The sequence below is a fragment of the Candidatus Binataceae bacterium genome (assembly GCA_035650475.1).
Lineage (GTDB): Bacteria > Desulfobacterota > Binatia > Binatales > Binataceae > JAKAVN01.
The window spans coordinates 420,413-444,947 of the sequence record DASRHP010000006.1 but is presented as its reverse complement, the minus strand read 5'-3'; the positions used below and the strand labels follow the sequence as shown (position 1 = coordinate 444,947).

Annotated in this window: 21 protein-coding genes and 1 tRNA gene; 2 read left to right on the top strand and 20 right to left on the bottom strand. The window is 66.2% G+C overall.

The annotated features are described in order from the left end of the window. Positions 1–54: 54 nt before the first annotated feature. The 20 genes from VFB33_04640 to VFB33_04545 form a co-directional block, all read right to left on the bottom strand. Positions 55–918, bottom strand: a complete 864-nt coding sequence (locus VFB33_04640) for a class I SAM-dependent methyltransferase (GenBank protein HZO80961.1) — start codon at positions 916–918, stop codon at positions 55–57. Continuing rightward, the gene (locus tag VFB33_04635) at positions 915–1,922 is read right to left on the bottom strand and encodes a sulfotransferase (GenBank protein HZO80960.1); all 1,008 of its coding nucleotides are present in this window, start codon (positions 1,920–1,922) and stop codon (positions 915–917) included. Before VFB33_04635 ends, VFB33_04640 begins: the two co-directional genes overlap by 4 nt. A 7-nt stretch (positions 1,923–1,929) precedes the next feature. After that, positions 1,930–3,003: a glycosyltransferase family 4 protein gene (locus VFB33_04630; protein HZO80959.1), complete on the bottom strand. Its 1,074-nt coding sequence runs from the start codon at positions 3,001–3,003 to the stop codon at positions 1,930–1,932. Positions 3,004–3,214: 211 nt separating this feature from the next. Continuing rightward, positions 3,215–4,132, bottom strand: coding sequence for an NAD(P)-dependent oxidoreductase (locus VFB33_04625; protein HZO80958.1), 918 nt, complete (start codon positions 4,130–4,132; stop codon positions 3,215–3,217). Beyond that, positions 4,129–4,659 (bottom strand): dTDP-4-dehydrorhamnose 3,5-epimerase, encoded by a 531-nt coding sequence (gene rfbC, locus VFB33_04620; protein HZO80957.1) that lies wholly within the window; start codon positions 4,657–4,659, stop codon positions 4,129–4,131. The genes VFB33_04625 and rfbC overlap by 4 nt, the downstream gene beginning before the upstream one ends. Positions 4,660–4,687: 28 nt before the next feature. Further along, positions 4,688–5,929: a class I SAM-dependent methyltransferase gene (locus VFB33_04615; protein HZO80956.1), complete on the bottom strand. Its 1,242-nt coding sequence runs from the start codon at positions 5,927–5,929 to the stop codon at positions 4,688–4,690. A gap of 8 nt (positions 5,930–5,937) precedes the next feature. Beyond that, positions 5,938–7,059: an SDR family oxidoreductase gene (locus VFB33_04610; protein ID HZO80955.1), complete on the bottom strand. Its 1,122-nt coding sequence runs from the start codon at positions 7,057–7,059 to the stop codon at positions 5,938–5,940. Then, positions 7,053–7,823 carry a glucose-1-phosphate cytidylyltransferase gene (gene rfbF / locus VFB33_04605; GenBank protein HZO80954.1) on the bottom strand — a complete coding sequence of 257 codons (771 nt, stop codon included), beginning with the start codon at positions 7,821–7,823 and terminating at the stop codon, positions 7,053–7,055. The genes VFB33_04610 and rfbF overlap by 7 nt, the downstream gene beginning before the upstream one ends. A 125-nt stretch (positions 7,824–7,948) precedes the next feature. Further along, positions 7,949–8,914: a glycosyltransferase family A protein gene (locus VFB33_04600; GenBank protein ID HZO80953.1), complete on the bottom strand. Its 966-nt coding sequence runs from the start codon at positions 8,912–8,914 to the stop codon at positions 7,949–7,951. After that, on the bottom strand, positions 8,911–10,290 hold the full coding sequence (locus VFB33_04595) for an oligosaccharide flippase family protein (GenBank protein ID HZO80952.1): 1,380 nt from the start codon (positions 10,288–10,290) through the stop codon (positions 8,911–8,913). Before VFB33_04595 ends, VFB33_04600 begins: the two co-directional genes overlap by 4 nt. 120 nt (positions 10,291–10,410) lie before the next feature. Continuing rightward, positions 10,411–11,316 (bottom strand): class I SAM-dependent methyltransferase, encoded by a 906-nt coding sequence (locus VFB33_04590; GenBank protein HZO80951.1) that lies wholly within the window; start codon positions 11,314–11,316, stop codon positions 10,411–10,413. Between the two features lie 58 nt (positions 11,317–11,374). Further along, on the bottom strand, positions 11,375–12,082 hold the full coding sequence (locus tag VFB33_04585; GenBank protein HZO80950.1) for an FkbM family methyltransferase: 708 nt from the start codon (positions 12,080–12,082) through the stop codon (positions 11,375–11,377). A gap of 81 nt (positions 12,083–12,163) precedes the next feature. Further along, positions 12,164–13,168, bottom strand: coding sequence for an NAD-dependent epimerase/dehydratase family protein (locus tag VFB33_04580; GenBank protein ID HZO80949.1), 1,005 nt, complete (start codon positions 13,166–13,168; stop codon positions 12,164–12,166). After that, positions 13,165–14,442, bottom strand: coding sequence for a WcaI family glycosyltransferase (locus VFB33_04575; protein HZO80948.1), 1,278 nt, complete (start codon positions 14,440–14,442; stop codon positions 13,165–13,167). Before VFB33_04575 ends, VFB33_04580 begins: the two co-directional genes overlap by 4 nt. Positions 14,443–14,526: 84 nt before the next feature. Continuing rightward, positions 14,527–16,917 carry a polysaccharide biosynthesis tyrosine autokinase gene (locus VFB33_04570; GenBank protein ID HZO80947.1) on the bottom strand — a complete coding sequence of 797 codons (2,391 nt, stop codon included), beginning with the start codon at positions 16,915–16,917 and terminating at the stop codon, positions 14,527–14,529. Positions 16,918–16,949: 32 nt separating this feature from the next. Further along, positions 16,950–18,185, bottom strand: coding sequence for a polysaccharide biosynthesis/export family protein (locus VFB33_04565; protein ID HZO80946.1), 1,236 nt, complete (start codon positions 18,183–18,185; stop codon positions 16,950–16,952). Between the two features lie 717 nt (positions 18,186–18,902). Further along, positions 18,903–18,980: transfer RNA gene (locus VFB33_04560), tRNA-Val, on the bottom strand. Positions 18,981–19,064: 84 nt separating this feature from the next. Next, positions 19,065–20,258 (bottom strand): acyl-CoA dehydrogenase, encoded by a 1,194-nt coding sequence (locus VFB33_04555; protein HZO80945.1) that lies wholly within the window; start codon positions 20,256–20,258, stop codon positions 19,065–19,067. Positions 20,259–20,286: 28 nt separating this feature from the next. Further along, positions 20,287–20,694 (bottom strand): DUF6306 domain-containing protein, encoded by a 408-nt coding sequence (locus VFB33_04550; protein HZO80944.1) that lies wholly within the window; start codon positions 20,692–20,694, stop codon positions 20,287–20,289. Between the two features lie 103 nt (positions 20,695–20,797). Then, entirely contained in the window at positions 20,798–21,778 is a 981-nt protein-coding gene (locus VFB33_04545; protein ID HZO80943.1) for a hypothetical protein, read from the bottom strand. A gap of 104 nt (positions 21,779–21,882) precedes the next feature. On the opposite strand from VFB33_04545, the gene pcnB reads away from it, so the two are divergent. Together pcnB and VFB33_04535 are read left to right on the top strand one after the other, a co-directional pair. Further along, positions 21,883–23,382: a polynucleotide adenylyltransferase PcnB gene (gene pcnB / locus VFB33_04540; protein ID HZO80942.1), complete on the top strand. Its 1,500-nt coding sequence runs from the start codon at positions 21,883–21,885 to the stop codon at positions 23,380–23,382. A 185-nt stretch (positions 23,383–23,567) separates the two neighbouring features. After that, complete coding sequence (locus VFB33_04535; GenBank protein HZO80941.1) at positions 23,568–24,494, top strand: branched-chain amino acid transaminase; 927 nt, start codon at positions 23,568–23,570, stop codon at positions 24,492–24,494. The last annotated feature ends 41 nt before the right edge of the window (positions 24,495–24,535 follow it).

The window sequence follows — 24,535 nt, the reverse complement described above, 5'->3', positions numbered from 1 at the left end:
AGGGAACTGGATTTTGCCTGCTCGCGCGCCGCAAACCGATGAACGCGGGCCGCCTCACTGGGCGGCGTCGCTTTCGGCCGGCGCATTGGCAGGCGCCCATGAGGGGCCGACGGCCTTTTCAAGCAGCATCAGATGCTGGCGGCCCACGTCGTCATCGATCCGGGCCAGCTCGCGTATTGGCACAAGCCGAACGCGATCGAAACCGCCATCGCGCGCCATGCGCTCAGCCTCGGCGGGGGCGAGCCGAACCTGCCTGAGCCTGAGCCATTTCTCCCAGCCCCGAAGCTCGCGCCTGTCGCCTTCTCCCGGACCGAGCACGAGATGGCACAATGTCTGGCCGCCCGGCCGCAGGACTCGGTAAAACTCCCGAAAGAAATCGGCGGCGATCCGCGTCTCGAGGTGCTGAATCACTGCGAACGAATAGATCAGGTCGATGCTTGAAGTCCCGATGAAGCGGAGGTCGGAGCGGTGGTTGATGGAATAGGTAATGTTCGAGGCCGGATTGAGCAGCGCGGCGCATGCGATCACCCCGCGAGACACGTCGACAGCGATCACTTCGGAGACGTCGGCGCTGACCGCCTTGGCCAGATAGCCCGGGCCGCATCCGAAGTCCAGCACGCGCATCGACGGCGCCACCCGCGGCCTGATCAGGGCTTCGTGAATCGCCCGCCGAGTAGCGGCATTGCGCGCGAACTCACGCTCCAACGCCCCGAGCTTCAGCACCGCGCCGAACGGCCGGTCCGAGAAATGGGGGCTAAGCGCGAGCAGCCTCAAAGCCAACGCTCTTCGCTTGCGCCTTGGCGCGGCGGCGAGCGCCCATTCCACGAAGCGCCGGTTCAGGAACTCCTGTTCGCGCGAAAGCAGCGCCAACAGGAGCTTGCCTGCCAGCACACGCGGCATTCCGATCGCGACCGTCACGTTTTGTGCCAGCTTGGGGGCGCTTGCTTTCTGCGCGGTGCCTCGCGCTCCGCCCCGGGCGGCGAGGCTCCCCGTCTATCTTTGCTCGACCCGCCCCCGGGAGCGCCGGCTCCGGCGCCAAGCCAATACGACAGGTCGCGCCCGGCAAGCCGGGATACAAGGGCGACGTCGGCGGCGAAGAACTCCGCCAGTTCGGCCCTGAAAGTGGGAGACAGCGGCAGGCGGGGCGTGGCAAGCGCCGCTTCGACTTTCGACAGAGCGCCGAATCCGCGCTCCACGCCGAGTGCCCGCTTGAGCCCCTGCGAACCACGCCTGGCGAGCAGGAGCAAGCGCTGCAGGCGGACCGAGCGCGGATATATCCCTTCGTTGACGATGGGAAAGTGCTCGCGGCCGTCAGAGGGGAGACCCAGAAAGCGAAGCGTATCCTCGTATATGTCTGCCGGCGCGGCGGCGAAGTCCTCGAATAGCACCAGCCGAAGATGCTCGGCGGGCACCTGTTCGTACCAGCGCTGAAGCTGGGCGCCCACCCGACACAACTCGCCGTACTGCAGAAAGGAGGGCGTCGGACAGTTGTGAGGCACCGCCCGCCCGGCCTTCCGTTCGACCTGCAGTCTCCACGCCTGCTCGAAGGTCGGGGCGGGTTCGAACGCGCGCCGGCGGTTCCACACGTACCAGGAGTACGCCATCTCGAGCGGGTTGCGGACGATGGCGATGAAACGAGCACCCGGCTGCAAGCGAAAAATCCGGCCGGCGGCGACCGTCGAGTTCATGTAGGTCACCGACTTTTCGCCGAGCGCCAGATGCTGCGGTCGCGCGGCCGCGAAAAAGCCGTAATATTCCGCTTCGCTCGCCCGGTCGCGCGGCTCCAGCTCGACGTCGGGGCAGAAGAAGTTGGGCTCGGTCGGATAGAATAAAATCGCCGGATGCTCCGCGAGGTACTGCGCCAGCGCCGTGGTGCCGCACCGGCGCGCGCCGATAATGAAGAAGTTGGGCAGCGCATTCATCTGACCGTCACTCGGCCTTTCCCGCGTCGTCAGTTTTTCCTTGCAGTGCCGCGCGGTAACTCGATATCGCGCGCTCGCCGAAATCGTCCCAACCATTGATCGATTCGATACGGCGTTTCGCCGCACGCGCCATCTCGTCACGCAGATCGGGATCGCGATAGAGACGAAGGACTCGGTCGCGAATCGCCTGGGGGTCGCGAATCGCAACGATGAAGCCTTCGACGCCGTCGGTAATAAGATCCTCGGCCCCGGTGTTCGTCGTAGCTACAATCGGCAGCCCGCACGCCATGGCCTGAGGCTGCACCATGGCCAGCCCTTCTTCGATCGAGGCGATCACGAAGACCGAGCACTGACTGTAGTAGCGGAAAAGCTGCCCGTTCGAGATTACACCAAGATAGCGAAAGCGCCCTTCATATCTGGCAAGCAAGCGTTTCGTTTCCGGCATGCGCGGGCCAATCAACCAGATCTCGAACCTGGGCAGTGAAAGCGGCGCCAATGCCTCCAGCAAGTAAGGGATCCCTTTGCGAATGCTGAGGGCTCCCACGTACACGACGCGGAATACGTCGTCTTGTCTGGGCACCGGATGAAACCGGTTCAGATCGGCGCCGAACGGATTAAGACGCAGCTTGGATTCCGGCACGCCCTGCGCCACAAAGGTTCGGTAGGCAAAGCTGCTGGGCACGAAGATCAGGTCGCAGTTCGCATACTCCCAAAGCTCGCGCTCCACTCCGCGCCGCGAGAATCCGCGAAAGGGCATGCCCTGAAGCTCGTATTCGTGGCCGACGATGCTCTCCTGATAAAGGATATGAGACGAGCCGCGATCGCACACGGTCAGGGCGCCATACCGATTCTTCGCCGCCTGATGACTCTGCACCGCATAAGACGATAGCGAATGGAACACCTCGCACGGCTCGATTCGCCGCGCCATCCAGTGATCGAAGCTGGTGATCGCGTGATAGTTGAGGACGGGTGAGCGGCTGAGCGCATCCACGGCCATCATCGGAGTCAGCAGCCACGGAAAGGTGCTCACTTTCGACCGCGGCAGACGATCGACCTTCCATCGCGGGTAGGCGGTGTACATCCGCCGCAAGCGGCCCCGGCGTTGTAGTTGCCGCGCCAGCTCAAAGGTATGAAACCGTCCGAAGCTGCCGATGCAGACCTGCAAAGCTTCCGACAGGCGTCCTTCTCTGTCTTGCCGCAGGCTTGCCGGCGGCAGACACGAGCCTGCAGCGCTCTCAAGACCTCGAGGGGCGCGTTTGCTCGAAGGGCGTCAGCTACCCCGCCGCGGCAAATTAGCCAGGGCGCACCTGGGCACTTTCGCGCCACCAGCGGATGGCCTCTGCGAGGCCTTCCGCGCGCGACCATTTGGGCCTCCAACCGACCTCGTCGCAAAGGCGGCGGACGTCGGCCACCAGCAGCGGCGGTTCCTCGGGACCGCAAGAGAGCGCGCCGAATTCGATGCGATCGACCAGGTCGAGCTGACGGCCGATCATGCGAATTAGACCACGAACCGAGACCGGCTGGCCGGAAGCGACGTTGATCGGCCCCTTAACGTCGCTGTCGAACAACACGGCAAAGGCCTCAGCCGCGTCCTGAACGGCGAGGTAGTCGCGCACCTGCAAACCGCTGGTGCAGCGCGCGCGCCCGCCCGCCAGTAGCTCGCGGATGACCGACGCCACCAGGCGCTCGGGCGCCTCGCAGGGCCCATAGAGATGGAAAATGCGCCCCCACGCCCAGCTCAGCGCCGCCGCCTCGGCGAGTGCCTCGACCGCTTCGCGCAAACGGTTCTTGCACACGCCGTAAAGCGTGGCAGGCCTGAGCGCGGTTATCCCTTCGGAGAGAAAGCCGCAGCGCCAATCGTACTCTGCGCAGGTTCCCGCGACGACCAGCCGCCGGCCGCCGCAGCGCGCAAACTCCTCGACCAGCGCGATACTTGCCCGCAGCCATCGCAGATTCTCCACAGAGGTCCGATACTCAGCCGGCGTGGTCTCCCACGCGAAGTGAATAAGCCCCTCGGGTCGCACCTGCGCCATCAACTGCGCAAGCTGCTCGGCGTCGAGCAGGTCGCAGGCGTGCCAGTGCGCATCCGACGCGGCGATCGGGGCGCCGCGGCGAGAAACCGCATGGACCTCGAAGCCGCGGCGGATCAAACGCGGCACGCAATGGCGTCCGATGAATCCGCCGGCGCCCGTGACCAGGACCCGCTTCATTCCGCGAAGTCCGGGTAGCTGCGGTCGCGCTCGGACATCAGCGCGGGCGGGAAGGGCCATCTGACGTGAAAGGCGGGGTCGTTCCAGCGCACGCCGCGCGTGCACTCGGGATGGTAAGATTCGGAGATTTCGTAGAACACTTCGCAGTCGTCGGCCAACGTGAGGAAGCCGTGCGCAATGCCCTCGGGGATGTAGATCAGCCGGTGGTTTTGCGCGCTGAGCTCGGTCGCCGCCCATCGCCGATAACTCGGCGAGTGCGGCCGCAGATCGATAATCACGTCAAAGATCGCCCCGCGCGTGCATCGCACGAGCTTGCATTCAGCATGCGGCGGCGCCTGGTAGTGAAGCCCGCGCAGGGTGCCGCGCTTGGGATTGAAGGAGACGCTCGATTGCGACACCTGCGGATTCAGACCCCGCTGTGCGAATTCGCGCCGGCAGAACGTGCGCGCGAAAAAACCCCGTTCGTCGTCGAGCCGTTCGGGGGCGACCACGAATGCTCCGGCCACGGCCGTCTCCTTGAATTCCATCTCCCAACTGATTCCTCCTGCGCCAGACTCAATAGGTCAGAATCGTCGGCTCGGGAACAGGCGAAATAAACCTTCCGCCGGCCGCCAGATAATTAACCTGCTGACGGATTATTTCATCAGCGATATTCCAGGGAAGGATCAGCGCGTAGTCGGGCTTTCGCGCGAGCAATTCTTGCGGTGGCAGAATCGGCAGATGTGAACCGGGAAGAAGCATCCCCTGCTTATGCGGACTGCGATCGACCGTGAACTCCAGCAAGTCGCGCCCGATGCCGCAGTAGTTCAGCAAGGTATTACCCTTGGCCGGGGCGCCGTAGGCCGCGATGCGCTTGCCGGCCCGGCTGATGGCGCGAAGCGTCGAGAGCAGTTGCTCTTTGAGGACGAGAACCCGTTGGCCAAATGACGCGTAATGCGCAAAGCGCGTCAGACCGCTCTCCTGTTCCTGATTCAACATCCGCTCGACGCGTCCTTCAACAGGGCGGACCCCGGGATGCTGCAGGAAAACGCGCAGCGAGCCGCCATGGACCGGCTGACGGACGACGTCGAACAGCTCGAGCTCGGCGCGCCGCGCGAGATTTTCGATTGCACTCAGCGAATAGTAGAAAACATGCTCGTGATAGATGGTGTCGAATTCGGTCTTGTCCAGCAGTTCGCGCAGATAGGGAAATTCGAACGCTGCGACACCATCGCGTTCCAGGCATGCCCCCACCGCGCCCAGGAAATCGTTGATCCGGGGAACGTGAGCGAGAACGTTGTTGCCGATCATCAAATCGGCCCTGCCCTGCTTCAAGACAATCTCCGCCGCAGTGTCCGAGTTGAAAAACCTGCAAAGCGTGGGCAATCCTTTGCGATTCGCGGCGGCTGCGATATTAGCGGCAGGATCAACCCCCAAAACCTCGATACCGCGTCGCTTGAAATACTGCAGCAGGTAGCCGTCATTGCTGCCGATTTCGAGCACGCGGCTCGTCGGCCCCAGGTTGAAGCGTTCGATGTGGGATTCGGCCATCTTTCGCGCATGCGCGAGGAAGCTGTCCGAATAGGAAGAAAAGTAGGCATAGTCGGAGAACATCTTTTCCGGCGCAACGGTCTCCGACAACTGGACCAGATGGCATCGTCCGCAGTAAGCCACCGCCAGAGGGAACCTTTCCTCGCGCTCCGAATCCGCCTCGGAATGCAGGTAGGCATTTGCCAAAGGCATTCGTCCCAAATCGAGAAAGATTTCGGGCGACGCAACTCCGCAGCCCAGGCACTTGCGGTCGGATGGCTCCGGCATGACCTCGACTAGCTCGCGCGGCGGCGGCCGCGACGGTGGTCAGCGTAAACGCGGTCGGAGTATGCGGCGGCGGGCGCGCCTTCACGCCAGCGCAAGGCCGAATCGAGCCGGTCCGCGTCGATCAACCGTTTCAGCTGCGCCAGGCGCGTGAATCGCCAGCCCTGAAAGGCCGACTCGGTCATCCCATTGCGCCGGCAGTGCGCGATGATCTCCTGGGCCCCATGGTGCGCCGTCCATCGCGGCCGGTAGGCGGGCAGCTCGCGACCGATGCGGGTGAAATCAACCCGGTAGTTGCGCGGGTCGCGACCGGCCGTGCCGGCGTATTCAACCCTGCATCCTGGGAGCAGCGCGCGGACGATCTCGGCCAGGTCGCGAATCCGGTAGTTTTCGCTGTCGCGTCCAACATTGAAGGCCCGGTTGTGCACCGCCGCCGCCGGCGCCTCCAGGGCGGCGGCGAACGCGCAACAGATATCCTCGACGTGCACCACTGGGCGCCACGGCGTGCCGTCGCTCATGATGCGGATCGCGCCGGTCGTGTAGCCCCAGCAGCAAAGGTTGTTCAGGACGAGATCCGCGCGCAGCCGCGGCGAGAAGCCGTAGGCGGTGGCGTTGCGCAAGTAGATCGGTGAGAAACCGTCCCCCGCCAGCTTGTCCAGCGCCTCCTCGGTGCGCACCTTGGACTCGGCGTAGGCGGTCAAGGGCTTGAGCGGCGCGGTCTCGGTCAGGGTTTCGTCCCCTGCGGCTCCGTATATGCTGCACGACGAAGAGAACAGAAAGCGCTTTACCCCGGCGTCCTTGGCGAGCCGGGCCAGCCGCACCGAGGCCAGATAGTTGATCTCCAGAGTGAGCTCACGATTGAGCTCGCCCAAGGGGTCATTGCTCAGCGCAGCGAGATGCACAACCGCGTCAAAGCCGGCCAGCGTACTTTCGTCGAGATCGCGAATATCCCGGCGCAGCGCGGGGAGCTGGCAATGGCCGTCGCCGAATTCGCAGCCCTCGAAGTATCCGGTGTCGCAGCCGGTTACGCTGTGTCCCGCAGCCATCAACACGCGAACCATGACCGAGCCGATATAGCCGGCGTGGCCGGTGACCAGAACCTTCCACGGCGCCTTCGAGCCGGTCACTACCATCGCCTCCACGGCGCTTTTCCGTTCGCCCACAGCTCTTCGAGCTGCTGCTTTTCGCGGTAGGTGTCCATGCATTGCCAGAAACCGGTGTGCTGATAGACCGCGAGTTCCCCCTGTTCGGCCAGCCGCGACAGCAGACCGGCCTCGAGCGTGTCGCCGTCGCCGCGGATAAAATCGAGGACGGCCGGTTCGAACACAAAGAAGCCGCCGTTGATCCAACCCTGATTGACCTGCGGCTTTTCCCGGAAAAGGGTGACCCGCCCGTTGTCGATCGCGAGTTCGCCGTAGCGCGACGAGGGGCGCACCGCCGTGACCGTTGCCAGTTTGCCTTCGCGCCGATGAAATCTCACCAGCGCATCGAGGTCCACGTCGGCGACGCCGTCGCCATATGTGGCCATGAAGGCCGACCCGCCGACGTACCCGGCAACTCGCCGGAGGCGTCCGCCGGTCATCGTCTTGTCGCCGGTTTCGGCCATGGTCACCCGCCAGCCGTCTTCGTCGTGCCTGCCATGGTATTCAACGCGCCCGCAGCCGAGGGTCACTGTGACGTCGCAATGCCGGCTCTCGTAATTGAGGAAGTAATCGCGAATCACGTCCCCTTTGTAACCCAGGCACACCACGAAATCGGTGCACCCGTAAAGGGCGTAGATCTTCATGATGTGCCACAGGATTGGCCGGCCCCCAATCTGCACCATCGGTTTCGGCCGATATTCAGTCTCCTCGCGAAGCCGGGTCCCCATGCCTCCCGCAAGTATCACGACCTTCATGGTTGTGGGTCAGATGCGATTAAGGTCGGCGCTCGATTTTGACTATGCGGCGATTAAGCGCGGCGCGAACGCAACTCCATCGGCCCTGCTGGGCCGGATCGTTCGCCGCGCGCGATCGGGGACTGCTATTCGTTTTTCGTCAACGGCAGCCAGAGGCCTGGACTGTACCAAGAGGGAAGCGGCGCGGTTGCCATGCATATCCGGCTCAGAGAACGCAGCGGCGGATCGGGCGAATCGCGGCAGAGCGACAGCCCCTCCCGCACCTCGCGCCATTTCCGCCGCTTTACCAGCTCGCCGATCCGGCGTATCCATTTCCTGCGGAATTTTCCCGGCAGCCTCCGCGCATGCTCATCCACTTCGTCCGGCATCAGATGCCGATACCGGTCTAGCGCGCGCCGATACGTCCCGAGGGCCCAGAATAGCTGCTGCCAGGGATAGCCAATGTATGGTCGCTCCTCCCCGTCCGACGCCAGCGTGATGAGCGGTTCAGGAACGTAAGCCACATCTCTGCCGCAGGCGAGCGTGAGCCAGAGATCGACATCGCTCGCGATGCCGAATTGCGCATCGAAAGGACCGGCCGCCTCGAACTCTTCCCGCCGCAACATCACCGTGCCCCACACGCACGAGCTGAAGGTCGAAAAATAGTAGCGGGCAATCGCCGCCCCCGGCAGGGCTCGCCCGGCGGTGGCGCGATAAAGGCGATGTTTGCCGGAAGGAAGCAGGCTTTCGTAGTCGTTGAAGACAAACGGGGCTTCAGGATTCGCGTCGAGAGCACTCTTCCATTGCGCAATCAGATCCGGACGGTAGATGTCGTCGTCATGCAGGATCGCGATGTAGGAGCCTTTTGCCTCGGCGATCGCCGCGTTAATATTTCCCGGCATCCCCAAATTGCGCGAATTCCGCCGATATCGCAGCCGCCGGTCGCGAGCCGCGCAGGCCGCGACCACTTCGGGGGTCCGATCGCCGGAGCAGTTATCGCTCACGATCAGCTCGAAGTCAGCGAAGCTCTGCTCGCGCAAGCCCGCAAGGATGCGGCCCAGCGAGTCGGCCCGATTGTAGGTGGTCAGGCAGATGCTGACTTGCGGCGTCACGGCTCGGCCCGGGTTCCCTGATAGAGGGGGCGATGCAGCCACTGGCCAAGGACGCCAAGCATCTGCTTGCCGGCCGCTTCCAGCTCCCGCACGCGAGGCACGGTGAGTGCGGCAACCGAGACGCCGGTTATGCGCCGGGCGCCGAAGAGAAGCACTGCCCCGACCGCCGCGTATCCGAGCAGCGAGGCCAGCGCCGCGCCCATAATCCCAAAGGGGACCAGCATCGTCTTCAACCCCACTACGGTGACGACGAGACCCGCCAGCTCCGCGTACAAGGGGACGGACGGCGCGCCGAAGCCGCGTAAACCCTCGGCCAACACCGCGTTGGAGCCCAGGACCGTCGCGGCTGGCACCAGAACCAGCGCGGCGAGGATCGAGCCGGAATAGCGGGGGCCAAACAGCAGCGGCACCGCGAACGGCGTGGCGATTGCGATCGCAAGGCAGACCGGCAGCGCCACCACGACGGCCATCCGGCTGCGGATTGCCAGACGCCGAGCGGCCTCTTGCTGACCGGAAGCTGCCGCGACTGACGGCATCGCCACCGCACCGATCGCGTTGAGGAGAGGTCTGGCGGCGTCGCTCCACGCAACCGCCACTGCGTAGAGGCCGAGATCGAGCGGCGGGAGCAGCGAAGCCATCAGCATCTGGTCCAGGCGCATGTTGAGCAAATTGGGCACGCTGGTCATCACGCAAGGAAGGCCGTAGCCGAGCATCGCGGAAAATTTCTGCGGATCGGGAGTGAACGGTCCCGGAATCCGTCGGGTCACCAGCGCACCGAATGGCACTATGAGCAGGGCGAGACCAACCAGATTGGCGGCGGCCACAAACGTGGGCGTTGCACGCGAGAATCCCCAGGCCGCTATCAACACTGCCAGCCACATCGCAGCCGGCATCAGGCGCATCAGGTTCCACCGCGCGAAGTCTCCCATCCCGCGCAGCGGATGCAGCATCATTCCGACCAATGCGAAGACGGGTATCAGCAGCAGGTACCATCGTCCCGCCCGAACGATCGCGGGAGCCTGGGCGTGCAGCAACAGCGGCATCATGATGTAGGCCGCCACCAGGAAGGGGACCGAGGACAGCAGCGCGATGACGATGGCCGAGCCGAGATAACGGCCAGCCTGCGCGGGCGAGCGCGCGCAGTAATAGACCACGGCTTCGGGCATCCCCAGCATCGCCAAGCCTCCGAGAAAGGAGGGCCAGATCTGGATTGCCGCAAGCTCGCCGCGGCCGTCGGGTCCCAGCAGGCGCGCGGCCAGGATCCCGCTGATCGCGCCGAGCGCGGCCAGAGCCAGATTCGCCGCTGCCGTGAGTGTGGCGTTGGCCGCGAACGCGCTTGTGCCGTGCAGGTCGCGCCACAATGCGCGCACGTCCATGGGCTTAGGGAGGCCGGCGAGCGCGCGCGCATCGCCGACCGCATCCAAAAGTTTCCCGGGTCCGCGCGGCCGAGATTTCGATGCCTCCAGAAACACCCGGCTCCTTGCGAAACCTAAGCGCTAGAACGGTTCCCACTGAGTCCCGTGCCGCGCGGAAACCAGTTCGACCACCGGCGTAGCTGTCCTTTCGACCACCGCCACGAAGGGATAAAGATGCACCGACGCGACGGCAGACTGCAGAGCCGTGGTCCGGCAGAGCACGCTTCTTTCGTTGTCGTCCGGGTTCTGCGTCATCCCCGCCTCCGCATTCAAGGCCTGCGCGAACCCCTGCACGTACATCGCAAAGCCGTTGCAAATGCCGTGGATGTCCTCGACGAGGTAGATCCCTCCCGAACGCAGGAACGGCAGCAGCTCTTCGAACGCAACTATCTGCTCTTGCGGCGCGTGACCGCCATCGTCTATCACGACGTCGAGCGCCGGAGTTGCCCGTTTGAATTGCTTCCAAAAATCGCGATCGGCCTGGTCCCCGATGGAAATTCTGACTGACTCGCTCTCGAACCGTTTGCACGCGGGCTGAATGTCGACGCCGTAAACGTGCGCGCGCGGACCGAAGTAGTCTCGCCACATTTCCAGGCTGCCGCCGGCGTACACGCCGATTTCCAGCACGTGAACTTCGCGCCCGCGCAAACGGCCAAAGTGACGTTGGTATATGTCGAAATAGTGACGCCATTTTGTGATCCCGCGTCCTTCCCTGCGGCCGTCGAAGAAGGTCTGAAGCGGATTGGGTGGATCCGCGGGCATCCAGGCCCGGTCGTTCCGCCATTGCGCCACTGCGCGCACAGCGGACAATCCCTTCCACAAAAAGCGGCTCCGGAGGAGAAATCGCAGCGCCAGGTAGTCGTCCCGCGTCGGCGGCCGTTGAAGCACGGCTCCGACCCCTCGATGGATCAACCGGCGCGCGCGCACGTGGATCGGGATTGGGGTCCGAAGATTCTGCCCGGCTCCGCACATGAAGCGCGACATCATTCGACAATCAGAGCCTTCTACCGGCGGGCCCGCGGCAACGCCCGAAGCTCGATGCGCCTTAGCCGGAGCATCTAGCCGGCAGGAGCCGGCCGGCCCGGCGACGGATCCCCTTTGCGTACTTAGTCACCCTTAGCCAGGCGGCGCCCGCCGGCCCCAGGCCGAGCAGCGCGCGGTTGACGAACAGCACGTCCGTGTTGTCGAGCGAGAAGCGGATGACCTCGAAGCCGAGCGAACCCAACCGCGCCGTTACGCCGCGCACCCGCTCGTCGAGCTCGGGCCATATGAAATCGTGAAACTCGACGGTGAACTGTCCTACGCGCCGCAACACGTCCGCCGCCGCCTGCTCGAACATCGCCAGCTCGGCGCCTTCGATGTCCACCTTCACCAGGTCGATCGAGGCGCGCTCGGCCAGGCCTGCACGCGACAGAAACTGCTCAAAACCGACGACCTCCACCGCCACCTCGTCGCCGAGCTGAAAGCCGTTGCTCAACAGCGTGGGGCATCTACCCGGCGCGCGATGGAGCAGCGCCGTGTCGCCGCATCCGCCGAGAGCACACGGAATCACTTTCAGCTCGGAGCGTTGAGACAGCGTGCGATACAGGTCCGGATCGGGCTCGGCGCCGTAGACCGGGCAGGCGAAGCGTTCGGCGATCCAGCTGGCGAAACCGCCGGTGTTCATTCCCAGGTCGATCACCACCGAACCCGGAGCGAGCGCGTCCGCGATGAAGGTGTGTTCGCAGCACCGTTCCACCCGCCGCCAGCTCATCCGGCCGCCGTCCTTTGCCGCGCCCCACACATCGCGCTCTCTCGGCGATCGAAGTCGAAAGGACCCTGCCAGCTTCACGGGCTAGACTGCGGCGCGCGACTGAGTCGGTATCGCGCCGGTCGTGGAACGCGCGTTACGCACCTGTTCTTCGATCCATCGGTAGGTGCGCTCGAGCCCCTCTTCGAGGCTTATCTGCGGCTCCCAGCCGAGTACCGCGCGCAGGCGGGTATTGTCGGAGTTGCGTCCGCGCACGCCCTGCGGGCCGGCGACGTGGCGCTTGGTGATTGAGATACCGGCGATTGCCGCGACCATATCGGCGAGCTCGTCGATGGTGACCCTGCGATCCTGTCCGAGGTTGAGGGGCTCGCGGTACTCCGACCGCATCAGCCTCGCGATGCCCTCGACGCAGTCGTCGATGTAGCAGAACGAGCGGGTCTGGTGGCCGTCGCCCCAGATCTCAACCTCGTGATCGCCGACGAGCTTGGCGATCGCAATCTTGCGGCAGATCGCCGCCGGGGCCTTCTCGCGCCCGCCCTTCCACGTGCCGAGCGGCCCGAAGATGTTGTGAAAGCGCACGATGCGGGTTTCCAGGCCGTAGTCCTCGCGATAGTGGATACAGAGCCGCTCGGTCACCAGCTTCTCCCATCCGTAGGCGTCCTGGGGCTGCGCCGGGTAGGCGTCCTCCTCGCGCAGCGGCGCAACGTCGGCGGTGCTCTGGCGGTATTCGGGATAGACGCAGGCGGACGAACAGTAGAGATAGCGCCGCACGCCGTTTTGGCGCGCCGCCTCCAAGGTGTGGATATTGATCAGCGCATTATCGCGCAGGATTTGCGCGTGGTGCGAGCTGATGAAGCCCATGCCGCCCATGTCCGCCGCGAGCGCGTACACCTCCTCCACGTCGCGGGTGGCCCGCCGGCTGTTTTCGAAACGCCGCAGGTCGGCCACGATGAACTCGTCGGCCCGGCTCGGCTCGTACTGCGGATACTTGATATCCACCCCGCGCACCCAGCAGCCCGCCGCCTTGAGACGGCTTACCAGGTGATGGCCGATGAATCCCCCGGCGCCGGTGACCACGACCCGCCTCATGTACCGCTCCTTTCAGTCGATTCCATCTCGACCGCGGGAAATCCGGCGGCCGCGGCGGCGCCCAGCACGCCGGCGATCCTGCCCGCAGTGGCCCGCAAAACTCGCTCGCGGCCCCAGTGCTCCAAGGCGTAGGCGCGTCCCGCGCGGCCCATCCGCGCCGCCGCTGCCGGATCCGCGCGCAGCCGGGCGACCGCGCCGGCCAGCGCCCGGGGATCCTCGGGCGCAACCACGATCCCCGCCTGCGATCGCTCCACAACGCGCGCCACCTCGCTCCCCGTGCCGACCGACGCGATCACCGCCCGCGCCGCCGCAAGCAGCGTGATCACCTTGGACGGGAAGACGACGTCGGCCACCGTCCTCTGCTGCGTGACCAGGCAGACGTCGGATTTCGCCAGCAGCTCGTGGAAACGGCCGTGCGGCTGGAGCGGCATCAGATGCACGTTCACGAGGCCCATCTCGCGCGCCTTGGCCTGCAGGGACGGCCGCTCGGCTCCGTCGCCGACTAGCAGATAGACAATCCCGGGATCGTCGCGCGTCAGTTGTGCGGCCCGCAGCACGACCTCGAGTCCCTGCTTGACGCCCATGTTGCCGAAGTGCGCAACCGTGAAGCGTCGGCGCGCCGCGCTGACCCCTGCGCTGTCGCGAGGTGCAATCGAGAACAGCCGCGGGTCGGCCCAGTCGGAGAGCAGCGCGACCTTCTCCGCCGCCACGCCCTTGGCGACGATTCGCCGGCGCATCGCTTCGGTCAGCGTCGAAACCATGGCCGCGCTGCGATAGGCCGCCGCTTCCAGCCGATAGAGCGCGCGCACCAGGCGCCCCTGCGCGAGCATCCCAAGGTCGAGCGCCGCGTCGGGCTGCAAGTCGGCGACGTGAAATACGTAGGGCACGCGCCAGAATCGGCCGAGCGCGATCGCGCTCAGGGCAAGGCCGAGCGGCGGCGAGGTCACGAACAGCAGGTCGGGCCGCGCGCATCCGAGCGCGCGCACCAGGGATGAGCAGACGAAGGAGCCTTCGTGCAGGATGCGCCGCAGCGGGCCGAGCCGGCGCGGGACGTAGGCCCACGAGCGTAGGACCGTAACTCCGTTGCGTCGCTCTGAAGAGAAGGGGCGACGGCGATATCCTTCGGGCACCCGCCATCGCGGGTAGTACGGAGGCCCCACGCAGGCGATTACTTCGTGGCCGCGGGCGGCCAGATACTCGCATCTGCCGGTCGCAAATGGCGCGATTCCGGTTTCGTCCGGCCAATAGTTGATCCCGAGATACAGAATCCGCATGTGAAGGACGCGGCTTCGACCGACGTCTCAGCCGGCGCGGCGCAAGGAACGCAGGCGAGCGCCGGAAGGAGTGCGCGACTCTGCTCAGTCGAATACTATCCGCGCGTGATCCTCGGACGGACCGTCGGCAACCGCTTCTGTGCGCGAATAGTAAGAGTAATGATGGTAGCCGTTGTATGAGTAGTAACTCGCGTGATAAAGGCCGACCTGGTTAAGGACCACGCCCAGGATGCGGGCTCCCGCGTCGCCCACCCGCAGGCAGGCCCGCTTGACCAGCTGGCGCGAGGTTGTGCGTCCCGCGATCACGATCACGCCGTCGACGTGGCGTGACAGCACCACCGAATCGCTCACCGGCATCACCGGGGCCGAATCGATTATGACGTGGTCGTAGCGCGCGCCGAGCTCGCGCAGCACCTCGCCCATCCGGGCCGAGCCCAGTAGCTCGGGCGGGTCGGGCGGGACCGCGCCGGCGCCGATGAAGAAAAGGTTGGTGACGGCGGTGCGGTTGATGACCTCGTCCACCGCGGTCTGGCCGGTGAGCACCTCGGCAAGCCCCAGCTCGCTGGCGCATCGCAGAAGCTCATGGCAGCGCGCCTTGCGCAGATCGGCATCGAGCAACAGCACCCGGCGTCCCTTGTGCGCGAACGTGATCGCGGTGTTGACCGCGGTGATCGACTTGCCCTCGCCCGCCACCGCGCTGGTGATGAGCACGGTCTTGGGCGGCTCGCCCGCACGCGAGAGCAGAATCTGGCTGCGGACGGTGCGGTAGGCCTCGCGCGCCGTCGCCAGCGCCCAGCGCCCGTGTTTCGCCGCCCGTCCGGCCTTCTCCGGCGGCTCGTCCGCCGTCCGCCGAGCGAGCAGCTCGGGCGCGTCGCGCGCGAGCGTCTCGAGTTCCCGTTTGCGCTCGCCGCGATAACTGCCGTTTTGCAGACGGCTCATGTCCGGCACCAAGGCCAGCATCGGCAAGCGCAGGTGGCGCTCGACGTCCTCGGCGGTTCTGAAGGTGTCGTCGAGGTATTCGATTAGGAAAGCGACGCCGATCGCGCCGGTCAGTCCGAGCATCGCGGCGAGCATCAGCGCGAGGCCCTTGCGCGGGCTCGACGGCGCGGCCGGCACGACCGCGTTGTCGACCACCGAGACGTTAGTCGCGCGCACCTCGGCCGCCACGCCCATCTCTTTCATCCGCTTGAGCACGCTCTCGTAGAGCTGGCGGTTGGTATCGACGTCGCGCGCAAGGATCGCGTCCTTGAGCGAGGCGTCGTTGAGCGCCAGCGCGCGCGCCTTCTCCTGCGCCACCTCGCGCTGCAGCTCGTTCTCCCGTGCCACCGCGGCCTGGTAGCGCAGCCTGACGCTCCGGACGATCTCGCCCACCGTCTCGTCAAGGCGCGCGCGCGTGCCGTCGAGCTTCGCCTTGAGCGCAACCAGCGGCCCGTATTCAAGCGTATAGCGGCTCGCCATGCTCGCGTACTGGGCCTCCAGCGTCGCCAGCTGCGGCTTGAGCGCCTGCACCATCGGGCTGCTCACCACCCCGGGCAGCGCGTAGTAGTCGCCCTTGCTGATGAGGTCGGCCTGCGATTCGAGCGCTATCCTTTTGGTCTCCGCCGCGGTCAGCGCGTTGTTGAGGTCCTCCAGCCGCTTGAGCAGGATCTCGTTCTTGCCCTCGGTACTGAACTCGACGATCCCCTTGTCGTGCCGGTAGCTGTTGAGCGCGGCCTCGGACTTTTCCACCCGGTCGCGGAGCTCGACCAGCTTGCGCTCGAGAAACTGCTGGGCGGCCTGGCTCGCGCGCGCCCGCAGTTCCATCCCCTGGTTGACGTAGGCCCGGGCGTGGGCGTTAGCGACCGTCGCCGAAACCCGCGGATCGGGCGTGCTGAACGAGATCTTCACCAGGCGGGTGCCGAATTCGGGTCGAATACTCAAATCTCCCAGATAGGTCCTCACCAGCGCCGCGCCGACCCCGTCGATCTCGGGGGGGTCGACGCGGCGCGCTGCACCGGCGCTGCCCGAAAGCCCGTTCACCCACGCCTTGAGGCCCGACCAGTAATTCGCGATCAGGCCCCTTGGCCGGTTGGAATCATTGAAGACGGGGCTGCGTTGCAAGCCGAGGCTCTTGATGACTTGGGCGGCGAGGCTTTCGCTTTGCAGCAACGAGTACTGGGTCTTGTAGTAATCGTGCTCGGCGCTGTTTGAGGACTCGACCATTAGCTGCTTCATGTCGAGGACCTGCGGCGGCTGCGGCTCGATCAGAATCACCGCCGATGCGGTGTAGATCGGGGTCGCGACAAACACAGCCACACCGACCACCGTCACCACGCCCAGCGCGATGGTGGCGATGAGCGCGAGATGGCGGCGGACCACGCGCCAGTACTCGCGCAGATCGGGCTGCTCGTCGCCGGCACCCGCGAGCGCGCCGCGACCGGGGCCCGCGGGATGCTCGTGCAGCCGCTCGATAAAATACGGAGAGAGTTCCGACAACCTGCTTCCTCCGCCAAGCGCCAGCGCGCCTCTCATGGCACCGGCAGATACATCCCGGTGCCGAACTTGGTGAAGATCTCGTACATCGCGTACGGAACCGCGCCGGCCAGCGTGCGATCCACCATCACCACGTCGCCCGACTGCACCGGCGCGTCGGCCTGCTCGCCCGACTGAACGTCGGTGATGCTGAAGGGGATGCTCAGCCGCTGGCCGTCGGGCGCCGTGCGCAGGATCTCGCCGCGGGTACTGAACAGGGCGCCCCCCGCGGCCGAGACCGCGCTCAGCGCCGTCATCCCGGGCGTGATCCGGTAGGCGCCGGGGTTCTGGACCCATCCACCGACGGTGACTTCGCCGGCCGCCGGAATGATCAGCACGTCGCCCGGCCGTGCCGGCATGCTTAAGTACTGCTGCATCCCGGCGCGGGCCATGTTGATCGTGACCGGACGCAGCTTGGCGACGGCCGCGCCGAGCAGGCTTGCCGCCGCGTCGTGTGAGCCGCGCGGCGAAGCAGCGTCCGCGGGCGCGACCGCTCCGACCCTGCCGTCCGCGCCGCCGGCGCGGCGTCGCTGCTCCGCTGGCGGACCACCGTGCGTTTCGGCGTCGTCAGCGGAACCGGGCGAGCCGGAATCCGCCGTTGGCGCCTCGCCGTCCGACACCCGCGCCGCATCGACCAGGCTCGCCCGTTGGAGGGCTTTGCCGGCGGTGTCCGCGGGCACAAAGACTATCTTGGCTGCCGCCTCGGTGGTCATCCCGCCGGCGCGGTCGATCATGTCCATCAGCGTGTCGGCCCCACTGGTCAGCGTGTAGAGACCGGGCTGCTTGACCGCACCGACCACTGCGACCTCGCGGCTGCCGTAATGCTTGACGAAGAGCGAGACCGGCGGGTCGTACATGTACCTGCCGAGCCGCTGGCGCAGGGCCTCGGTCAGCGCCCCCTCGTCCATTCCTTTGACCGACATCGCCCCCGCCAGCGGCAACTGGATCGTGTCCTGCGGCGAGACTCGGACTTCGCGATGCTGGAGCTGCTCGAGCGGGACCGAGATTTCCAGAACGTCGCCCGGCCCTAGGGTGAAATCACTGCCGAATTTGTCGTGTGTGCGCCGCTGCCACAGCTCCTCCAGCCGCCGCCTATCGCTCCTCGCCGGCGCGCCGGAAACCGGCGCGGACAGTTCGGCCGCGCTCGCCGCTCGTGCCTGCGCCGGCGCGTATCCGCTCTGATTGGCGGCGCATCCAAGCACGCACGCGCAGGCTGCGCCCGCGACCGACAAAATTGCCGATCGTCTCACCGCGGTCAGAAAACTAATCATTGGAAACCCGCGCCTTTTATAGAACGAACAGGCTACCGCCGATCTCATCCCGTGCGGGCGAGTTGTGGAGGAAACCCCAAATCATGTGGCCAGCCGCGCAACCGATGCTGGCCAACGCGCTCATGTCGCGTCTGACCACCTTCGGGTGACGCGAAAATCATAGTCGTGGGCGACGGTATCGCGCCCTAATTAGCTACTTGAGAAACCCGATTTCCAACTCAGCGCAACGGCGCGCCGGCGGCAGATGACTCAATCGTCAGTCGCTGACCGGCCCCCGCTGCAGGCCGATTGTTGCTCCTCAAGGGTAGCGTGTCTCTGCAACATCTGATCCACGAAGTAAATCGAACTCCACACTCGATCAAGAAAAATATTTTGCTCTGATAACGTATTTCCGATGGATTTTGTTTTGTGGACGTTATGGATGTTATGACCGCCGGTCCTCGCTAGTGATTGCCCGCGTCTGTAATGTTCTGCAGACGGGAAATCACACCCCGAGATCCCGCGCGCGGCGGTCGACGCACACGCCACGCCTGCGGCCTGGCACGTTCATGTTCAACGCCGCGCCAAAAAATTGACGCCGGAGCGCCCGGCCAACGAATTCAGCTCATGTCAAAAAAACGTCGGCGCAGCCGGAAGTCCGGCGCCGCCGGCGCGGTTCAGACGGGATGGCGATTTAGTTGGTGGACGCACCTGGACTCGAACCAGGGACCTCTTGCATGTGAGGCAAGCGCTCTAACCGGGCTGAGCTATGCGTCCACCGGGAAGTCGAATTATCGCGCCGGTTACGGCCTGCCGCAAGAGCATCGCCGCCGCTAGGGCGAGCGGCGGACCCGCGCCCCATCAGCGCCCTCTGGGCATCCGCAGCACACGCTCGGCAATGATGTTGCGCTGGATCTCGGAGGTCCCCGCCTCGATGGTGTTGGCGCGCGCGCGCAGGAAATGATGCTGCCAGCGGCCCGACTGCAGCGCGTACGGCGAGCCCTTGACGAGCTGGCTTGCCGGCCCCTCGAGCGCCATCGCGAATTCCGTCATCCGCTGGTTCAGCTCCGACCAGCTCAGCTTGGAGATCGAGCCCTCGGGGCCCGGGTCGCCGCCCTTGAGAATCTTCGAGAACACCCGGTACGAGGTGTACTTCATCATCTCGAGCTCGACGTAGAACTGGGCGAGCTGCTGGCGCACCAGCGGATCGCCGGTCACGGGCGCGCCGTTGCGTATGGTCTGATGGGCCAGCTCGGCGATTTCGTCGAAAACGATGCGGAAGCGGGCTGCGAGCGCGAACGCCGCGGTGCCGCGTTCGTTGGTCAGCGTGGTCATCGCCACCCGCCATCCCTCGTTGAGGCCGCCGAGCAGATTGGCCCGCGGCACCCGCACGTCCTCGAAGAAGACCTCGTTGAACTCGGACTCGCCGGTGATCTGACGCAGCGGCTTGACGGTCACGCCGGGCGAGTGCATGTCGACCAGCAAATAGCTCAGCCCGCGGTGCTTGGGCGCCTGCGGGTCAGTGCGCACCAGGAGCATGCACCAGTCGGCGATATGCGCGAGCGAGGTCCATACCTTCTGGCCGTTGACGACGAACTCGTCGCCGCGCAGTTCGGCGCGCGTGCGCAGGGAGGCTACGTCAGAGCCGGCGTTGGGCTCGGAGAAGCCCTGGCACCAGACTTCCTCGCAGGTCAGTATTTTGCGCAAAAAGCGCTGCTTCTGCTCCTCGGTGCCGTGGGTGATGATGGTCGGGCCGGCCATCGAGAGCCCCAGCGCGTTGAGCGGGCCGGGCGCGCGATGACGCGCCATCTCCTCGTTGAAGATCGCCATCTCGGTGCGGCTGGCGCCCTGGCCGCCGTACTCCTTCGGCCACGACATCCCAAGCAGGCCGTTGAGGTACAGCCGGCGCTGCCAGTCGCGCAGGAATTCGACCTGGCTCATCCCCTCGGGCAGCTTCTGTTCGGCGGTGCCCCAGTTGGGCGGAAGGTTATCGCGCAGAAAACTCCGCACGCGCTGGCGAAAGCGCTCTTCCTCAGGGCTGAACGCCAGGTCCATCGATCGTTTCCCCGCCTAAGTTCGCCTACTACTTTATCGCGTCGATGAGTCGGATAAGCTCGGCGCGGCCCCATTCGACCTCGTGGCGATGCCGGTTGGCCATCGCCGCAAGCGCCTCACGCACCGGGCCGCTCTCCGGCGCGAGCGCGAGCGTCTCCTCGATCTTGCGCGCGACCCATTCTTGGCCGCGCATCAGCAGGTTGAGCCGCTCGCGCAGCGAGCCGAGCGCCGCCACCTTGGCGACGAAGGGCCCGACGGCGGCCGACGGCGTGCCGCCCTCCTGGCGAATCAGCCGCTCCAGCGTCGCCGCGTTGCGCAGCTCCTGCTCGCGCGCGTCGAGCAGCAGCGTGCGCAGCTCTTCCTGCTCGACTTCGCCGGCCAGCCGCGCCAGCACGGCGACGCCGGCGCGCTCCGATTCGAGCAGCAGATTGAGCATCCGTTCGAGCGCTGCCTCCACGCTGCGAATGTAGTATGCGCATCGAAACCGAGGCAACGCCGCCCGGCGGGTGTAAGCGCAGCCGATTCTGTAGGATTTCGCGCTACGGAGCGGCAGCGGCGAGACGGTCGCCGAGCAGCTCGGCCAGCCGCTCGGCCGGCGCGCGCTTGAGATCCGAAATGGCGAAGCCGGCGGCGGCTGGATGGCCGCCGCCGCCGAAGCCGCGCGCGAGCGCCGAAAGGTCAATCTCGCAGTCGGCGCTGCGGCGCAGGCTGACGCCTTGGCTGCGCAGATCGAAGAGCGCAATCACCGCGCGGCTTTGGCCCTCGTAGAGCGCCGCGGCAACCTCGCTGCTGTAGCCGAAGCAGCAGGCGCATCGCACGGTGATCCCGTTGCGGAGCCGCCGATCGACGATGGTCGCTCGCGCCAGCTCCAGCGAGCGCGCCATAGCCTGGCGCCCGGCCTCGAGCGCCGTGCGCAGCTTGCGCGTGAGCCGGGGCTCGCGCAGGCGGACAATCTCGCGGTACGACTCGGGGCCGCCCAGCGTCTGCACGGCGAGCGCCCAGTTCTCGGATTCGGGGATGCGATGGAGCCAGCGGTCGTGGTCGTCGGCGATCGCGGCGAAGGGCGCAAACCCCTCGAAAGAGCGCGCGCGGGCGGCCGGCAGCGAGGCCATCCGCCGGCGCAGGTAGTTAAAGGTCAGCCGCGCGGCCGAGTATTGCTCGGAGAGCACCCGCCCGGCAAAAGGGACCTTGAACTCGGGGGCGTCGGCACGGCTGACGGCGGTGCGATGGTGGTCGATCCAGTAGATGCGCGCGCCCTTTTGCGCCAGCTCAGTCAGATGCTCGCCGGTCGTCGGTTCGTTCCACGAAAGATCGGTGATCCAGATCTCGTCCTCCTCGCCGCCGGCTCGGAGTTCGAGTTCCTGGAGCACGCGGTCGGCGTCGTTATTGGCTACCAGCCGGACCGCCACGCGCTGGCCTTCGTAAAAGCGCGCGACCGCGGCGGCAGCGACCACGCCGTCGAGGCATGACGGCCCGTGGCTGATGATCTGGATGACGCGCCGGACGATTGCCTTGCTCATCGCGCCCGCAATCGTATGGTATCACGGCAGGCCGCGCGAGCATGCGGGCGCCGCGGGCTCGGCGGGGGGGAATGAAGCGCCGCCGCGGCCGTGCTAGATTTTCAATGACGCTTGTGATCACTGAACCCGGCCAGCCCTACCCAGCGGCGCCCGTCCAGCCGCGTATCTTGGAGCGCCCCGAGCATCCGGTCTCCCGCCGCGACATCGACCCCCGCGTGCTCAAGGTGCTCTACCGCCTGATCAAGGCGGGGCACACCGCCTACCTGGTGGGCGGCGGGGTGCGCGATCTGATGCTGGAGCGCAAGCCCAAGGACTTCGACGTGGCCACCTCGGCGCATCCGCACGAGGTGCGCGAGCTGTTCCGCAACTCGCGCCTTATTGGGCGGCGCTTTCGCCTGGTCCACGTCTTCTTCGGCCCCCACAACATCGAGGTCGCCACCTTCCGCCGCCGCGCCGAGGATGTCGCCGAGTCCGACGAGCCGCTGATCCGGCACGACAACACCTTCGGCACCGCGGAAGAGGACGCCTTTCGCCGCGACTTCACGGTCAACGCGCTGTTCTACGACCCGCAGAGCTTCCGCGTGATCGATTACGTCGGCGGGGTCGCCGACCTCGAGGCCCGATTGATCCGCACGATCGGAGATCCCGAGCTGCGGATGCGCGAGGACCCGGTGCGGATGCTGCGCGCGGTGCGCTTCGCCGCCAAGCTCGGCTTCGAGATCGAACCCGCGACCCGTGCCGCCATCGAGCGCCATCGCGCCGATCTGCTCAAGGCCTCGGTGCCGCGGCTGGTCGAGGAGATTTATCGCGCCTTCGGCATCGCGGCCGCGGCCCGCGCCCTCGAGCTGATGTGCGAGCTGGGGCTGCTCGAAATTCTGCTGCCACCGCTGGCGGCCTTTCTGCGCGCCGGCGCGACGCCGCCGTCCGGCAGCGCGACCGCGCGAAACCTGGCCGCGATGGGCCGGCGGATAAGCGCCGGCGCCGAACCAACCCACGCGCTCGTGCTGGCCTGCCTGTTTGCGGATTTGTACCTGGGCGCGATGCCGGGCGGCCAGCGGCCCGACCTTGTCAGCGAACTCAGGCTGCGTGGCTTCCCTCGTGCGGACGCCGAGCGGATGCGGCTCGTCCTTGAAGCGCTACCCCATCTGATGGCTCCCGGTAGGCGCACGCGGCGGCTGCTCCAACGTCCCTACTTCGCCGAGGCGCGTTGGGTGTATGAAATCGTCGCCCCGACCTACGGTGTCGACCCCGCAACGCTCGCGGATTTCCTCCGCGCGCCCGACGCCTTTCTCGCCGAGCGCGGCGGCGAGCCGCGCCGCGGCGAGGCGCACCGCGAGCCGGGCGCCGGCGAGCCGAGACGTCGCCGGCGCGGACGACGCGGCCGTCGCGGTGGCCGCGGGCGTCACCGGCGGCACCCTCGCGCCGCGGCGGCGCAGGCCGCGCGACAGGCCACCGAGGACGACGCCGCCCAAGGCGGTCATGCGCACGGCGGAACCGCTCGAACTCATCACGGCGACCGGCACGGCCCCGGCGGATACGGTGACACCGACACAACCGCCGGCGTGGACGAATCCCTCGGCCGCCCTGGCGAGACCGACAACTGATCCGAGCAGCCGGGGCTCTGGCGAATTGGCGGCCGCAATACGCCTATAAGGGCGGCCGTCCCGACCGGCGCCGCTTGTTCGGATCACCCGCTTTCGATTAGGTTTAATTGCCCCGGGACGCCCGCGAATCGCCGCGGCGGGCCGGAGATGGCAGCGAGCGCAGATTCCATTTCAAGAGGTCGGTTGTGGCGTCCAACGGCTTACGCACAGACAAAATCTGGATCGACGGCGCGATGGTCCCCTACGACGAGGCCAACGTGCACGTCCTCAGCCACAGCCTCCATTACGGCCTCGCCGTCTTCGAGGGGATGCGCTGCTACAAGTCCGACAACGGCCGCTCGGCGATCTTCCGCGCCCGCGAGCATATCCGCCGCCTGTTCGATTCCGCTCATATCGTCGAGATGCAGATCCCGTTCAGCCACGAGGAGATCGTCAAGGCCTGCTGCGACGTCGTGCGGGTCAATCGGCTGGAGGAATGCTACCTGCGCCCGCTCGCATTTTACGGCGAGGGCGAGATGGGCCTTGCCGCGCGCGGCAACAAGGTGCGGGTGGCGATTGCCGGCTGGCCGTGGGGCGCCTATCTGGGCGAGGAGGGCGCCAAGCGCGGAGTACGGCTTAAGACCTCCTCCTTCGTGCGCTTCCATCACAACTCCCTGATGCCGCACGCCAAGGCCTCGGGCCACTACGCCAATTCGATCCTCGCCGGCTACGAGGCGCGCCGCAACGGCTACGACGAGGCGCTGCTGCTCGATGTCAACGGCTACGTCGCCGAAGGCAGCGGCGAGAACTTTTTCGTCGTGCGCGACGGGGTGGTCCGCACGCCGCCGCTGATGTCGATTCTGCCGGGGATCACGCGCGACGCCGTGATGAAAATCCTGCGTGACATGGGAATCACTGTGCTCGAACAGCCCTTCCCGCGCGATGCCGTCTATATCGCCGACGAGGCGTTCATGACCGGCACCGCGGCCGAGGTCACCCCGGTGCGCGAGCTCGACGACCGCGTGATCGGCTCCGGTACGCCCGGGCCGATAACCCTCAAGGTGCAGGAAATCTTCCGCGCCGCCTTGCACGGCCGCGACGCGCGCTATCGCGACTGGCTGCACTACGTCTAACGGACGGACGGGCGCACGCGCTGCGAGCGGGCGGACCAGTC